At 45.8% G+C, this 15262-nt stretch carries 11 protein-coding genes; 8 read left to right on the forward strand and 3 right to left on the reverse strand.

Annotated features, from left to right (window positions below; genetic code table 11):
- The first annotated feature begins 81 nt into the window (after positions 1-81).
- On the forward strand, positions 82-591 hold the full coding sequence (rnhA, locus tag ACRRSW_RS16330) for a ribonuclease HI (RefSeq protein ID WP_432459857.1): 510 nt from the start codon (positions 82-84) through the stop codon (positions 589-591).
- Here rnhA and ACRRSW_RS16335 read toward each other — a convergent pair.
- The gene (locus ACRRSW_RS16335; protein ID WP_432459858.1) at positions 551-1267 is read right to left on the reverse strand and encodes a class I SAM-dependent methyltransferase; all 717 of its coding nucleotides are present in this window, start codon (positions 1265-1267) and stop codon (positions 551-553) included. The two genes, rnhA and ACRRSW_RS16335, sit on opposite strands and share 41 nt — an antisense overlap.
- 71 nt (positions 1268-1338) lie before the next feature.
- Here ACRRSW_RS16335 and gloB point away from each other — a divergent pair, with 71 nt between their 5' ends.
- Positions 1339-2109, forward strand: coding sequence for a hydroxyacylglutathione hydrolase (gene gloB / locus ACRRSW_RS16340; protein ID WP_432459859.1), 771 nt, complete (start codon positions 1339-1341; stop codon positions 2107-2109).
- Between the two features lie 60 nt (positions 2110-2169).
- The gene (locus tag ACRRSW_RS16345) at positions 2170-3768 is read left to right on the forward strand and encodes a LysM peptidoglycan-binding domain-containing protein (RefSeq protein WP_432459860.1); all 1599 of its coding nucleotides are present in this window, start codon (positions 2170-2172) and stop codon (positions 3766-3768) included.
- Here the strand turns inward: ACRRSW_RS16345 and ACRRSW_RS16350 are convergent.
- Positions 3743-4636 (reverse strand): endonuclease/exonuclease/phosphatase family protein, encoded by an 894-nt coding sequence (locus tag ACRRSW_RS16350; protein ID WP_432459861.1) that lies wholly within the window; start codon positions 4634-4636, stop codon positions 3743-3745. The two genes, ACRRSW_RS16345 and ACRRSW_RS16350, sit on opposite strands and share 26 nt — an antisense overlap.
- A gap of 111 nt (positions 4637-4747) precedes the next feature.
- Between ACRRSW_RS16350 and ACRRSW_RS16355 the strand changes: the two genes are divergently transcribed.
- The 3 genes from ACRRSW_RS16355 (at position 4748) to ACRRSW_RS16365 (ending at position 9417) form a co-directional block, all read left to right on the forward strand.
- Positions 4748-5617 (forward strand): patatin-like phospholipase family protein, encoded by an 870-nt coding sequence (locus tag ACRRSW_RS16355; RefSeq protein WP_432452190.1) that lies wholly within the window; start codon positions 4748-4750, stop codon positions 5615-5617.
- A 107-nt stretch (positions 5618-5724) separates the two neighbouring features.
- Complete coding sequence (locus ACRRSW_RS16360) at positions 5725-7386, forward strand: methyl-accepting chemotaxis protein (protein WP_432452189.1); 1662 nt, start codon at positions 5725-5727, stop codon at positions 7384-7386.
- A gap of 369 nt (positions 7387-7755) precedes the next feature.
- Positions 7756-9417, forward strand: a complete 1662-nt coding sequence (locus tag ACRRSW_RS16365) for a methyl-accepting chemotaxis protein (protein WP_432452188.1) — start codon at positions 7756-7758, stop codon at positions 9415-9417.
- 73 nt (positions 9418-9490) lie between these two features.
- On the opposite strand, the gene purL is transcribed toward ACRRSW_RS16365, so the two are convergent.
- Positions 9491-13384: a phosphoribosylformylglycinamidine synthase gene (gene purL, locus ACRRSW_RS16370; protein WP_432459862.1), complete on the reverse strand. Its 3894-nt coding sequence runs from the start codon at positions 13382-13384 to the stop codon at positions 9491-9493.
- 180 nt (positions 13385-13564) lie between these two features.
- On the opposite strand from purL, the gene mltF reads away from it, so the two are divergent.
- A complete protein-coding gene (mltF, locus tag ACRRSW_RS16375) occupies positions 13565-15034 on the forward strand; it encodes a membrane-bound lytic murein transglycosylase MltF (RefSeq protein ID WP_432459863.1) in 1470 nt (489 codons plus the stop codon).
- 92 nt (positions 15035-15126) lie between these two features.
- A complete protein-coding gene (locus ACRRSW_RS16380; protein ID WP_432452185.1) occupies positions 15127-15261 on the forward strand; it encodes a hypothetical protein in 135 nt (44 codons plus the stop codon).
- Position 15262: the final 1 nt, after the last annotated feature.

Consider the following 15262-nt stretch of genomic DNA (forward strand, 5'->3'; position numbering starts at 1 on the left):
AACTAAGCGATGGTTCTTCGATTGGTTCACAACAGCTCCTATGCGACACTAAGCAGATATATATTCTAGTTTAACAAAGATATGGTAAAAGAAGTTCACTTGTTTACCGATGGCTCCTGCTTAGGTAATCCAGGCCCTGGCGGCTATGCCGCGCTATTGATTTATCAACAGCATCAAAAAGAATTAAGCCAAGGTTATCGGCTTACCACCAATAATCGCATGGAAATGCTCGCAGCCATTGTCGGTTTAGAAAGTCTACGGCAGAGTTGCAAGGTGATACTAACCACCGATAGCCAATATCTGCGCCAAGGCATTACACAATGGATCCATCATTGGAAAAAGCGCGGCTGGAAGACGGCAAGCCAACAAGCGGTCAAAAATGTCGACCTATGGCAACGCTTAGATAAAGTCAGCCAAATCCACCAGATAGAGTGGCGCTGGGTGAAAGGGCATGCAGGGCATTTTGAAAATGAACGAGTCGACCAACTCGCGCGCAGTGCTGCCACTGCACAAACGCTACAAATAGATTGCGACTACGAACAATTACAGCCTATCCCCCCACCGACGAAGTCACCGGGATCCGTCGTTTAACTCGCCAAGCTTTTTTAATCGGTGTTAAGGGGGCCCGACGTTTTCGAGCGACAATGAAATAGGCCGATGCTGTGGCACGAAAATAGCGTTTTCCCCAGCGCTCAAACCATTGCGGTGCAGGTCTGCTATTCACAAAAGAAGTATACCCAAAACGCTCATCATTAAGCACTTCAAAACCCAGTAAATTAAGCCAATCTTTTACCCTTGCTGGTGTAAACATACGGCACGACCAAGGGAGTCCTCGCCGCCTAAACGGAAAGTAACGCCTTAGCCCCAATAAGCTAAAAGGATTAAATCCACTAATAATCAGATAGCCATCGGCAGTTAAGACTCGCTCAACTTCACGTAATACTTGGTGGGGATCTTTCGAAAAATCGAGGCTGTGGGCCAACAAGCAAAGATCTAAACTGCTTTCTTGAAAAGGCAACTGTTCAGGCTCTGCCCTCAAACCAATTAAATGACCGCGTTTTGCCACATTCAGTTGATGACGGATCATCGAAGCATGACAGTTAAGTTGCGCGCTCAGATTTCCTAATTTTAGTAGATGATAGCCAAATACCGCAGGTAAATATTGATCAAGCAAACTTTGCTGTTGATCCATCAACCAATCACCTAAGGGCAGTTCCTGCCAAAAGTCGGGGCTGTCAATTACGTCACGAATTTTCGCGGGCTTCATCAATTCCTCATACCAATCTACTGCAGTTAAGGCAATAATGCGTCATCGACTTTAACGACAGAGATAGCATAATGCAAATCATCCATATTCCAGCATTCAGCGATAATTATATTTGGTTAATCAAAGAACCCAATAGTGATGCCTGTACGGTTGTCGACCCAGGCGATGCGGAACCAGTACTGCAACGTTTAGCGGAAATAAATGGCCGCCTGAGTAACATCCTCATTACCCATCATCATCATGATCATATTGGCGGCGTCAATCAACTTCTCAAGCATTACCCAGAAGCACAAGTATTTGCACCGAATAACGCCAAATATCAATTTGCTCACACCATCGTCACAGATGCCATGACAATCCACCCCACAGGCTTGTCGCAGTCATTCACGGTTGTTGCATTACCAGGCCATACTTTAGACCACGTAGCCTACCAATGTAATCAGCATATTTTTGTTGGAGACACTTTATTTTCAGCCGGTTGCGGTCGATTGTTTGAAGGCAGCGCCGAACAAATGCATCACTCACTAAATAAATTGAAAGCTTTAGATCCGCAAACCTTATTGTATGCCGCCCATGAATACACCCAAGCCAATTTGCAGTTTGCTTTAAAGGTTGAACCCGATAATAAGCGATTAATCACATACCAACAAGAAGTTAGTAAACAGCGACAAATGGGCTTACCAACCCTGCCCACAACGCTTGAACAACAACTAGCGATCAACCCTTTTCTACGCTGTGAGCAAACTAGCATTAGCAGCGCCGTAAGCTTAGCGCAGATGCAAGCACTCACCAATGAAGTGGCGGTATTTACCAGTTTAAGATCATGGAAAGATCGCTTCTGACTTGCTAATTCATCTAGACCTAAATACCATTGTCAGCTATTTGAAACGAACGGATCACTCATGAAAGCGCTCATCATTAGCCTTTTTTCTTTATTATTGGGCGCTTGCCAACTTATTACACCTAGTTCCGACAACGGTATAGCACAGCAACCAGGCGCTGATACTCGGTCCGAATCAACTTCGCAAGCGTCAGAAATTGATAGGCCTTCGAGTGAAAGCTTAATCGCACCACAAATCGCAGCAGCGGCTGAGCCAGTGGTACCGATAGTATATGATGATTTATGGCAACGAATTGAACAACAATTCGAGCTTCCACTACCACAAAAAAATAAGCGCCTACAAGCCCAGCTCAATTGGTTTTTAAAACACCCAGATTACATGGCTCGGGTATCCAAACGTGCAGCCCCTTACCTGTACTTCATTGTAGAAGAAATCGAACGCCGAGACATGCCGCTAGAATTGGCGCTATTACCCATTGTCGAGAGCGCATTTCAGCCCTTCGCATACTCGCATGGCCGCGCTTCAGGTATTTGGCAAATTATTCCCGGCACCGGGACTCGCTTTGGCCTTGAGCAAAATTGGTGGTATGACGGACGGCGAGATATTTATGCCTCAACCCGTGCCGCGCTTGATTATCTCGAGTATTTAAACAAGTTTTTTGATGGTGATTGGCTACATGCTTTAGCGGCATATAACTCCGGTGAAGGTCGAGTACAGCGGGCGATTAGAGCCAATAAAAAGAAAGGCAAACCAACCGACTTTTGGTCTTTAGACTTACCCAGAGAAACCCGTGCTTACGTTCCAAAATTATTAGCACTGAGTCAACTATTACAACATCGTATCGAGTATAAGATAGACGTGCCCGCCATCAGCAATAAACCCTACTTCAGCCAAGTCGATACCCACAGTCAAATTGATCTCGCACTCGCCGCCGAGTTAGCAGATATCAAACTGCAACAACTTCACCAACTCAATCCAGCATTTAACCGCTGGGCCACAGCACCTAATGGGCCACACTATTTATTAATACCAAAAAAGAAAGCGGCTAATTTTGAATTCGCGCTTGCCTCTTTAACCAAACAAGACCGCATGCAATGGGCTCGCTACAAGGTTAAATCTGGCGACAGTTTGAGTGTCATCGCTAAACGTTATAATACGACGAGCAAACAGATCAAAGAATTAAACAAACTCAGCAGCAATAAGATCAAAACGGGTCAGCACCTATTAGTCCCGGTATCATCACGTAAACAAAGCGCTTATACACTCAGTCAAACGCAACGCTTAGCCAGTAAACAAAAAACACCGCATGGCGATATCAAACTAAGCTATCGCGTAAAATCAGGTGACAGTTTTTGGAGTATTGCCAAAGCCCACCAAGTCAACCATCGTGACATCGCGAGCTGGAATGGTATGGCCCCTAGCGATATGCTAAAACCAGGTCAAAAACTGATAATTTGGCAAAAAACTAAACTAAATGACCAGCGGATCCAAACCATCACCTATCAAGTGCGAAACGGTGATTCCTTATCACGGATCGCCCAAAAATTTAAGGTCTCGGTATCAGACTTGCTCAAGTGGAATAAACTCAACAAAAATAATTATTTAAAGCCAGGGCAAAAACTAAAGTTATATATTAACGTAGCTGAAGTGAGTGCTTAGTAAAACTAAACTTTGCCCATAATGCGTTGTGATCAGAAGCATCGCTCACGATACTTTTACTCTGATCAAGCTTAAGCCCTCGGTAAAAGATATGATCTAAGGCCTGACCATAAAAGCGACTCCGCTGATCGGGCCTAAAGATTACTTCATTCAACTGATATTGATGCGCGAGTTGCTTCAGCAGGGTTAAACGTTCAGAACTCCAAGTATTAAAGTCTCCGGCTAAAATCATTGGCCCCTCATAGCTGGCTAACCAAATATTAAGTTGTTGTAATTGTTCACGGTAATCCTGTTCGCCCCAAGTAAAATTAATGCTATGGATATTCACTAACAGCAAATCTTTGCCCTGCCAATGATAATGCTGAATCAAAGCAGATTTCGGTACTCTTATCCATGGCTCAGCTCTCAGTACAACACAACTATCTAAGCTCGCCTGCTTGGCTAGGTTCATGACACCAAACCCATCGCCGAGCCACTCAAAGGCGATTGCCTGATAACGATACCAGTGTTGCCGATCGGGCCAAAGCCTCATTTGTTTACGGCTCGCTTCCTGTAATAAGATGAAATCCGCTTGCTGACTCAGCTGACTCAGCGTAGCCAACCAGGAGTGCTGCTGCCCTTTATAACTATTCCAAACCAATAAAGAAAATGACGTTTTATTGGGAGGCCTTGGCGCAAATTCAGCGGAAGCAGCTGTATATTCTAAGCTTTGATTTTCACAGCCAGTCCATAAGGCTTGAGCTTCGATAGAGCAGAACAGCAAAATCACAGTAAAACACCGAATCATGGTAGCAAACCAGAAAGTCTTCAATTTGTTCGGCGATTTGTGCAGCATAACTTCTTTGTTGAGTTCATCATTGGTGGTCATATAATGCCCTTGAATTCCATCAAACTTGTGGGCCTTTACGCTAAAAAGAAAGTCTAGCGATATCAGAAATATGCGACATACTTTAGCTATCATCTGCCAAGGAAGATCCGAATGCAATCAGCAAAACCGAAGATCTTAGTCCCAATATTTGCCGGAGGTGGGACTCGCTTACCCGCCCATATTGGCATTCTGGCGGCCCTAAAAGAACTGAATGTCCAGTTTTCGCATATTGTCGGAGTATCAGGCGGCAGTATCATCAGCGCCTTATTTGCCAGCGGCATGACAATTGAACAGATTAAGGCTATCGCACTAGACACCGATTTTGAACAATTTAAGGGATTCTCACTACTGAGCTTATTACGTAACGGTGGATTGTGCTCAGGAGACAAATTTGAAGCTTGGATAGATGATTTACTCGGCGGAGTCACCTTTGAGGAGCTCCCCGTGAAACTACACGTGGTAGCCACCGATGTTCGTTCCGGTTCACCGGTCGTGTTCGACGCGATTCAAACTCCCAAAGAAAAAGTATCTCGAGCGGTGCGATTTTCTATGTCGATCCCCCTTATCTTCTCTTTTAAGCCCTATCGAGAACACCTAATGGTCGATGGAAGTATCCTATCCGAAGACGCTTTACATCAAGACTGGGCGACCGACGGGACGCCAGTGATCTGTTTTCGCTTACGTGGAGACAATGACATCAAACCCCTGCAAACCAACGGTATATTTCCTCTAGCGGCTTATATTTCACTGCTTATTCGAACCTTCATGACCACCATTTCCCGCGAATATGTCAATGAGAAATTTTGGCATCGAACTATCGTAGTCAATACCGGAAATACCTCACCAGTAGACTTTCACCTTACCGATGAAGCCAAACTCAAGCTATTTGATAGTGGCTATCAAACTGCAATTCAAATCGTACCTACCAAGATTTGGCATCAACAATGCCCACTCCCCCAAACCCAACATAACCACGACTAGCTCAAACTTTCCAAAAAAATACACTTTATTAACATTCACTTAACTTTGGCTGTAATCTAAAAGCTACACTAGAATACAAAGTTGTATCAACAAAAGAGAGCAGCATTATGTCACTCACCATCAAACATCGGTTAATATTCTTAGCCCTCGCGCCAGTGCTTATCTTGGCCACCAGCATGCTCGCGTTGACCATTTCTGAAACGCAAAAACTCAGCCTCGCTCAATCGGTTGCTACTAAACAAAGTATGCTGCAAATGAAAAAAGCTGAGCTCAAGTCCTATATGGATATGAGTTATTCTGCCATCGCCGAAATATACGAAAATGGAGGAACGCTCGAACAGGCTTTACCAATCCTGAAACGCCTTGAATATAGTAACAGTGGTTATATTTTCGGCTATACCAACCAAGGTGTTCGCGTGTTCATGGGCGGGGTGGATAAAGGGATCGGGGATAACTTTTGGGATCTGCAAGACAAACAAGGACAATACTTAATTCAAGGCCTGATTAAAGCATCAAAAAAAGGCGAGTTTTATACTTACTATTTTCCCAAACCGGGAAGTGATATCGCCCAGCCCAAACTAAGCTACGCCATTTATCTTGAGCGTTGGCAATTAATGCTTGGTACCGGTTTTTATACCGATGATGTTGATGCGGTTGTTTCCCAATTACAACAACAAGCAGAACAAAGCCTAAAATCTTCCATTACTTTTATAACAATTACTGCATTGATCTTATTAGGTCTAGCGCTACTGATTGGCTATCTTGTCAATCGGAGCATCATGACCCCACTACAAGACCTCAATCACTCCTTTAAAAAACTCGCCAGTGGCGATGCCGACTTAAGTGCTCGCCTGGAAACACACTACGTGCATGAGTTTGGTCAATTAGCAACCAACTTCAACGCTTTCATGTCTTTATTACATGAAATTATTAACATGGTTGGCAAAGTCGCCCGTGATGTCGCAGGAGAAACAACCTCTATGTCCAAGCGTGCAAATTCCGTTGACCAATTGTTAACAGAGCAGCGTGAAGAAACTGAACAAGTGGCCACTGCAATGACCGAAATGACCGCTTCTGCACACGATGTCTCAGACAATGCCACCCAGGCGGCAAGCTCAGCCCATCAAGCGGATGTTAACGCAGAGCAAGCAATGAACACGGTTGGTAGTGCGGTAGTAACGGTAAAAGACCTGGCAGAAGAAATTGCCCAAGCCAGTGAGGTCATCAGTAAACTCGAAGGTGATGTACAAAATATTTCTTCAGCCTTAAGCGTAATTCAAGCGATTGCCGAACAAACCAACCTACTCGCTCTCAATGCAGCGATTGAAGCCGCGCGAGCTGGCGAACAAGGCCGAGGGTTTGCCGTTGTTGCCGATGAAGTCCGCCAGCTTGCCAGTCGCACCCAACAAAGCACCGGCGAGATCCACACCATGATCGAACGTTTAAAAAATGGCTCTGATGCCGCGGTTACGGCCATGGATACGAGCCAACAACGTAGTACTGAAGCCGTCACTGGTGCCGATGCTGCCAATAATGCATTACTCTTGATTAAACAATCCATTCAACACATCATGGATATGAATGCATTGATCGCAACTGCCACCGATGAACAAAGCCACGTAGGGCAAGAAATATCACAACGCATCGTACATATCGCCGATAAATCCAGCCAGTCGACAGCACTCGCTCAAGAAAACCGCAGTGGCAGCAGCAAATTAAAACAACGAGCGGAACAATTAGAAACCTTAGTAAACCGCTTCACCTTATAAAAACTACAAACCCATATGTTTAACCCTAAAGATTGAGGAACGAAGCTAAGCACAACAGAACTAAAGACTTTCCAAGGCCGATATATCGACCTTGGAAAACTCATCTCATGAATAGCCAAATAGAGCTATGAACTCCATCTGGCTATCCATGAGATGAAAATAAACACAAGTTATCGATCCCCCCAAGAAAACTCAGAGTCATGCCATCATCTAGCAACAGTTAATTATAAAAAAAACAGTAAATATATCCGTTATTTATACTACAAAAGCCTAACATAGCTGCCGATAAATGGATTATGCTGGCATCAATCCATAATCTAAATAACTCATCATTAAAACATCAAATTGAGAATCAGGAAGGATCCACGTATGTCTCTAACTATCCGCCAACGTTTATCGGTGTTAGCTCTAGCGCCGGTGTTACTCTTAGCTGCGAGTATGTTGTTACTCACTTATCACGAAACCCAGAAACTAAACCAATCTCAAAGCATTGAAACCGAGGCCAGCTTAATTGAGATGAAAAAGGAAGAGCTCAAAGCCTACCTCGATCTCAGCTACTCAGCAATCGTTCACATCTACGAACAGGGGGGGAGCTTGGAGCAAGCCGCGCCTATCCTAAGAAATATAAAATTTGGCAAAAACGGCTACTTATTTGCCTACGATTCAAAAGGCAAGCGCTGGGTACTCGGACAGAGTGATAAAGGACTCGGTGATAACTTTTGGAACTTGCAAGATAAAAAGGGCCAATACTTCATCCAAGGTCTAATAAAAGCTGCCAGACGTGGCGAGTTCTATACCTATTACTTTCCAAAGCCTGGTAGTGATGTTGCTCAACCGAAGCTTAGCTATGCCATCTACCTTGAGCGCTGGGATCTAACCATCGGAACTGGTTTTTATACGGATGATGTGGATACGCTCATCTCAAGCTTAAAAGAACACTCCGAACAAAGCCTACAATCATCGATGTTATTTATCAGCTTAATCGGCCTGGCCTTGCTGATCGTTGCGACAGTAATTGGGTATGTAATCAACCAAAGTATCATGGCACCTTTACAAGCCTTAAATCAGTCCTTCGCTAAGTTAGCCAGTGGTGACGCCGACCTAAGTGCTCGCCTAGAAACCGATTACGTCCACGAATTTGGTCAATTGGCAACGAACTTCAATTCCTTTATCGCGTTATTGCATGAGATTATCGGCATGGTTGGAAAGGTCGCGCATGATGTCGCCACAGAGACCGCCTCAATGTCTCAACGAGCCAGCTCAGTTGACCAACTACTAGTTGAACAGCGTGAAGAAACCGAACAAGTCGCTACCGCGATGACCGAAATGACAGCCTCAGCCCATGATGTCTCCGATAACGCAAACCAAGCGGCACACTCAGCTCAAGAAGTCGACAGCAATGCCGAACAGGCGATGAACACCGTTGGTAGTGCCGTCACCACCGTACAGTCACTCGCCGATGAAATCGCCCAAGCCAGTGAGGTGATTAGTAAACTCGAAGGTGATGTACAAAATATTTCTTCGGCCTTAAGCGTAATTCAAGGGATCGCCGAACAAACCAACTTACTCGCCTTAAATGCAGCGATTGAAGCCGCGCGAGCCGGTGAGCAAGGCCGAGGATTTGCGGTGGTTGCCGATGAAGTCCGCCAGCTTGCCAGCCGCACTCAACAAAGCACTGGCGAGATCCACACCATGATCGAACGTTTAAAAAATGGCTCCGATGCCGCAGTTTCTGCCATGGACAGTAGCCAACAACGCAGTACTGAAGCGGTGAGTGGTGCCAATGCTGCCAGCGATGCACTGCAATTAATTAAACAATCGATCCAGCACATCATGGATATGAATGCACTTATCGCAACCGCCACCGATCAACAGAGTCATGTCGGACACGAAATATCACAACGGGTCGTGCAAATTGCCGACCAATCCAGCGAGTCTGCTACTTTGGCCCAAGAAAATCGCAGCAGCGGTCTCAACCTGAAACAACGCGCCGAAGAACTCGAAGCACTCGTGAAACGCTTTACTTTATAAGCCACTCGCTTAAGGCAAGCCAATTGCGACATAAAAAAGCCACCTTACGGTGGCTATTTTATCAACGAGCGCTTTAACCTACGTTAACCCGTGCGTTGCGGAAGATCCGCATCCAAGGACTATCTTCACGCCAATCATCCGGGTGCCAGGAGTTGGCAACCGTCCGGAACACCCGCTCTGGGTGAGGCATCATAATCGTCACTCGACCATCGGCAGTAGACAGCCCGGTAATACCTAAAGGCGAACCATTCGGGTTGGCTGGGTATTGCATGGTCGCATCACCATAGTTGTCCACATAACGCAGTGCAACCGTACCACTTTGCGCCAGTGCGTCGAGGTGAGCTTGGTCACGCACTTCCATCCGCCCTTCACCATGCGATACAGCGATGGGCATTTGTGAACCCGCCATCCCATTCAAAAAGATTGATGGCGATTGCTGAACTTCCACTAGACTAAAGCGAGCCTCAAAACGCTCTGATTCGTTGCGCACGAAACGTGGCCACAAATCAGCGCCTGGAATTAATTCACTTAGATTAGACAGCATTTGACAGCCGTTACAAACCCCCAACGCGAAGGAATCATTGCGTTGGAAGAATTGACTAAATTGCTCACGAGCCCGCGAATTAAACAGGATGGACTTCGCCCAACCTTCACCCGCTCCCAAAACATCACCATAAGAAAAACCGCCACAGGCCACTAAACCTGCAAATTTATCTAAGCTGACGCGCCCTGCCAGTATGTCACTCATGTGCACATCCACCGCAGCGAAGCCCGCCCGGTCAAAGGCGGCGGCCATTTCGTGATGCGAGTTCACTCCTTGCTCACGCAAGATAGCCATTTCTGGTTTTAAACCTTTAAGGATATAAGGCGCAGCAACGTCTTCATGGATGTCGAAGCTTAAGCCCACATTTAAACCAGGGTCGGCAGCATCTAGCTTGGCATCAAATTCTTGCTTGGCACACTCAGGGTTGTCACGTAAGGCTTGCATCTGATGGGTGGTTTCCGCCCAAATGCTCCGATAATGAGTGCGAGTATTGGCAAGCACCACTTCCCCATTGCGAGTAAAGCGGATCGCATCATCGCTATTGAGTGAGCCAATCACATGACTACAGCTGGCTAAACCATGACCAGCCAAGATATTAAGTACCGCTTCTTTGTGTTCAGTTTTCACCTGAATCAAAGCGCCTAACTCTTCACTAAATAATACATCAACCACTTCACCAGCTAACAAATCAAGCGCGATATCCACGCCACAGTGACCAGCAAAAGCCATCTCTGCAACCGTGGTAAACAAGCCACCATCACTCCGGTCATGATAGGCTAGCAATTTCTGTTCTGCGGTTAATACCTGAATCGCATTAAAGAAACCTTTTAATAACTCTGGCGAATCCACATCAGGAACTTGATTACCCAGCTGCTTATAAACCTGAGCCAAACAGGATGCGCCCATGCGGTTTTTACCCTGACCTAAATCAATCAAGATCAAGTCGCTATCGCCTTGGTCATTACGCAACTGCGGCGTGACCGTTAAACGAATATCGTCAACTTTAGCAAAAGCACTAATAATCAGTGAAAGTGGTGCCGTAACCGACTTCTCTTGGCCATCGTCTTGCCAAGCAGTCTTCATCGACATCGAGTCTTTGCCCACCGGAATAGTAAGCCCTAGCGCTGGACATAACTCTTCGCCCACCGCTTTGACTGCTGCATAAAGTCCCGCGTCTTCGCCGGGGTGGCCAGCAGCCGACATCCAGTTAGCCGATAACTTGATATGATTCAGTGAACCAATGTTTGTAGCTGCAATATTGGTTAAGGCTTCGGCGACCGCTAAACGCGCCGAGGCGGCATGATCAATCAAGGCCGCAGGGGTACGCTCGCCCACAGACATCGCTTCACCATGATAGCTATCGTAACTGGCGGCCGTTACGGCGCAGTTGGCAACCGGCACCTGCCAAGGGCCAACCATTTGATCTCGCGCCACCAGTCCAGTTACACTGCGATCACCAATGGTAATCAGAAAGGTTTTCTCAGCAATCGTTGGCAAACGCAATAAGCGTTCAGCCGCTTCACCTAGCTCAATTTTTGCGGTATCAAAAGCGGGACCGTTAAAGCGAGCGCTTTGCACATCGCGATGCATCTTCGGCGCTTTACCCAGTAAAACTTCCAAGGGCATACGGATCGGATCATTAGCAAAGTGCGAATCATGCAAAACAAGGTCACGCTCTTCGGTCGCCACGCCAATCACTGCGTAAAGTGCCCGCTCACGCTTACAAATCGCGTCAAATACCTCGAGATGTTCCGGAGCAACCGCTAACATATAGCGCTCTTGTGATTCGTTACACCATATCTCTAAAGGTGACATGCCAGGCTCATCATTCGGAACCGCGCGCAGATCAAACACACCGCCACGGCCACCGTCATCGACCAGCTCAGGACAAGCATTGGATAGGCCACCAGCACCAATATCGTGAATGAAGGCAATGGGATTATCGTCCCCCATTTGCCAACAACGATCGATCACTTCCTGACAACGGCGTTCCATTTCTGGATTTTCTCGTTGCACCGAAGCAAAATCGAGATCTTCGCTGGATTGGCCAGAGGCCATCGAAGAGGCTGCACCGCCGCCAAGTCCAATATTCATAGCTGGGCCACCCAGCACGATGATTTTGGCTCCGACTGGAATTTCGCCTTTTTCTACGTGATCTTCGCGAATATTCCCCAAACCACCAGCCAACATAATGGGCTTGTGATAACCGCGAACTTCTTGGCCGTTAAAACTTTCCACTTGTTCTTCGTAAGTACGGAAGTAACCTAAAATATTCGGTCGACCGAACTCATTGTTAAAGGCCGCGCCACCTAATGGCCCTTCAATCATAATTTCTAAGGCGTCAACGATGCGGCTTGGCTTACCAAAATCACTTTCCCAGGCTTGTTCAAAACCAGGAATACGCAGATTACTGACGGTAAAACCAACCATACCAGATTTAGGTTTTGACCCTCTGCCTGTTGCCCCTTCATCACGAATTTCACCACCAGAACCGGTTGCGGCACCAGGATAGGGAGAAATCGCCGTGGGATGGTTATGAGTTTCAACCTTCATCAAAATATGGATTGCTTCTTGATGGTAGTTATATTGTTTAGTTTCACTATTCGGGAAAAAACGCCCAGCCACCGAACCAGTCATTACCGCGGCGTTATCTTTGTAGGCAGATAACACATAATCACTATTCAACTCATAGGTATTTTTGATCATTTTGAACAAAGACTTAGGCTGTTTCACCCCGTCAATCGTCCAATCTGCATTAAAGATCTTATGGCGACAGTGTTCCGAGTTTGCTTGCGCAAACATCATCAACTCGACGTCATTCGGATTACGCTTCATCTTCTCGAAATTTTCCACTAAGTAGTCAATCTCGTCATCCGCAAGCGCCAAGCCCAAGGCTTGGTTGGCTTGCTCTAAAGCAGCCTTACCGCCACCAAGAATATCGACCGATGCAAAAGGCGCTGGGCTAGCATGTTCAAATAAAGCCGCCACCGACTCCATTTCAGCAAATACAACTTCCATCATGCGATCATGAATTAAAGCCTTCACTTGGCTCAACTGAGCTTCGTTTAAAGTCTCAGTTGACTCAATATAATAAGCTATCCCGCGTTCTAAACGTTGCACATTGCTTAAACCACAATTGTGCGCAATATCGCTCGCTTTTGAGGACCAAGGAGAAATAGTGCCTGGGCGAGGAGTGACTAATAGTAATTGCCCTGCAGGTTGATGTTCCGCAATAGTCGGACCATAGGTCAATAGCTTATCCAATATTTGCTGCTCGACATCGCTTAAATCATTAGCAATATCAGCAAAATGCATAAACTCAGCATAAATAGAACTAATGTTCAGATCTTGCTCTGCGCAACGTTTTAGCAATTGCGCAACTCGAAACTCAGACAGTGCAGGTGCACCACGTAGTACCAACATATTAATGTGCTCGCTTTTCCAGATGGAGGTGGGAGGGGGAAAATTGCGCGTATTATAGATAAAAACCGCCACAATGGTAAACAAAACGTTAGCTTAACGAGGAAAAGCAAGCTTAATGCTAGACAGCTAGCCAGATATCCATAAAATCAAAGCTAATTATAGAAATAGGAAGCACATTAGATGATGAAACAGCAGCGCTCAGCAATCTTATTAGCGTTGCTTGCCTTATTGTTTTTACAAGGCTGTGACCCAAAACCCTTTAGTTCTGAGCTGGAGCAGATCCGTCAACGTGGTAAACTGCGAGTCGGCACCTTATATAATCAGCAGGTATTTTATTACGACCAGCATGAACAACCTGCTGGTATGGAATATGAGCTGCTGGAAGGTTTTGCTACCTACTTAGGTGTCGAGTTACAGATGGTGCCACTCTATAATCAAACCGAACTGTATCGTGGATTACAGCATCAACAGGTCGACTTACTGGGCGCTGCGCTTTCCCCAACACCGGCACTCGCCGAAAACTTTCGCTTCTCACCAGAAATTTACCAAGTAGATGCCAAGGTGGTTTATAAAAAGAACACCTTTAGACCACGAGATATTAGCCAGGTGGATGCGCCCATATGGATCACCGCGGGAAGTTACCATCAACCCTTGTTAAACGCTTATAAAAAGGACAATCCCGAACTAGAAATTGAAGTCACTGATCGTCTGGATAGCAGCGAATTACTAAAAAGCATCGTCGATGAAGAGATCCGTTTTGCCTTGGTCGACAATACGACCCTCTCCCTACATCAACGCTTTTATCCGGATTTAGCCGAAGCCTTTACCCTTCATCAGGGCGCTCCCGTGGTATGGATGGTGAAACGCTTCAGTGATGACAGCCTCTATAGCGCGTTAATCGAATACATCGGTCAAAAGCACGCAAATGGCGATATTACTCAACTCTATGAACGCTATTTAGGCCATATTCAGCGATTTGACTATGTCGATACCCGGGCCTTTTTACGAGCAACAGCATCTCGCCTACCTAAATATAATAATTGGTTTAAACAATATGCGGGACAGCTAGATTGGCGTTTGTTAGCCTCAGTCTCCTATCAAGAGTCTCATTGGCGACCTCAGGCTAAATCATTTACCGGCGTGCGTGGCATGATGATGCTCACCCTCCCCACGGCAAAATCGGTGGGTGTGACCAATCGACTCGACCCCGAACAAAGTATTCGCGGAGGTGCGCAATACTTAGAAAAGCTGATTGAAAAAGTTCCCGATAGTGTTCATCGCGAAGATCGGATCTGGTTTGCTTTAGTGTCCTATAATATTGGTTTTGGTCATATGCTGGATGCCCGCAGAATCACTCGCATCCAAGGGGGCGACCCAAATGCGTGGGTAGATGTCAAAGAAAGTCTACCCTTGTTAATGCGCAAGAAGTGGTACCAACAAACCCGCTACGGCTATGCACGAGGACAGGAAGCCTATAACTACGTGAATAATATTCGGCAATATTACCAAAGCTTGTTATGGCTAGAAGCGCAGAAAAAAGAAGAACAGCGCCAACAGCAATTAATACAAAATATGCAGCCCCCCTTAGACGATAACTTCGAAGATGAACATAATATTCCGAACAAAATAGAGGTAAGCACCAAAGATTAGAGAATCATCTTGACGAAATGTCATAATTTTGTCATGTTTTACACTTAATCTTGCTTAAGATTAAAATGTAAAAGCGTCCTAGAGAGGATAGTATGATAAGAAGAAAACGAGTTACCCTTCATTCGCCACGTCGCCGTATTCAATTGGCTCGTCAGCATCGTAAGGTTTTATTAAGACAACGCTCTTATGCCTTGTCAGAGATGGAGTTCGTCAGTTACGCTGAATAAC

Origin of the sequence: Agarivorans sp. QJM3NY_25 (assembly GCF_050870875.2) — a bacterium.
GTDB lineage: Bacteria > Pseudomonadota > Gammaproteobacteria > Enterobacterales > Celerinatantimonadaceae > Agarivorans.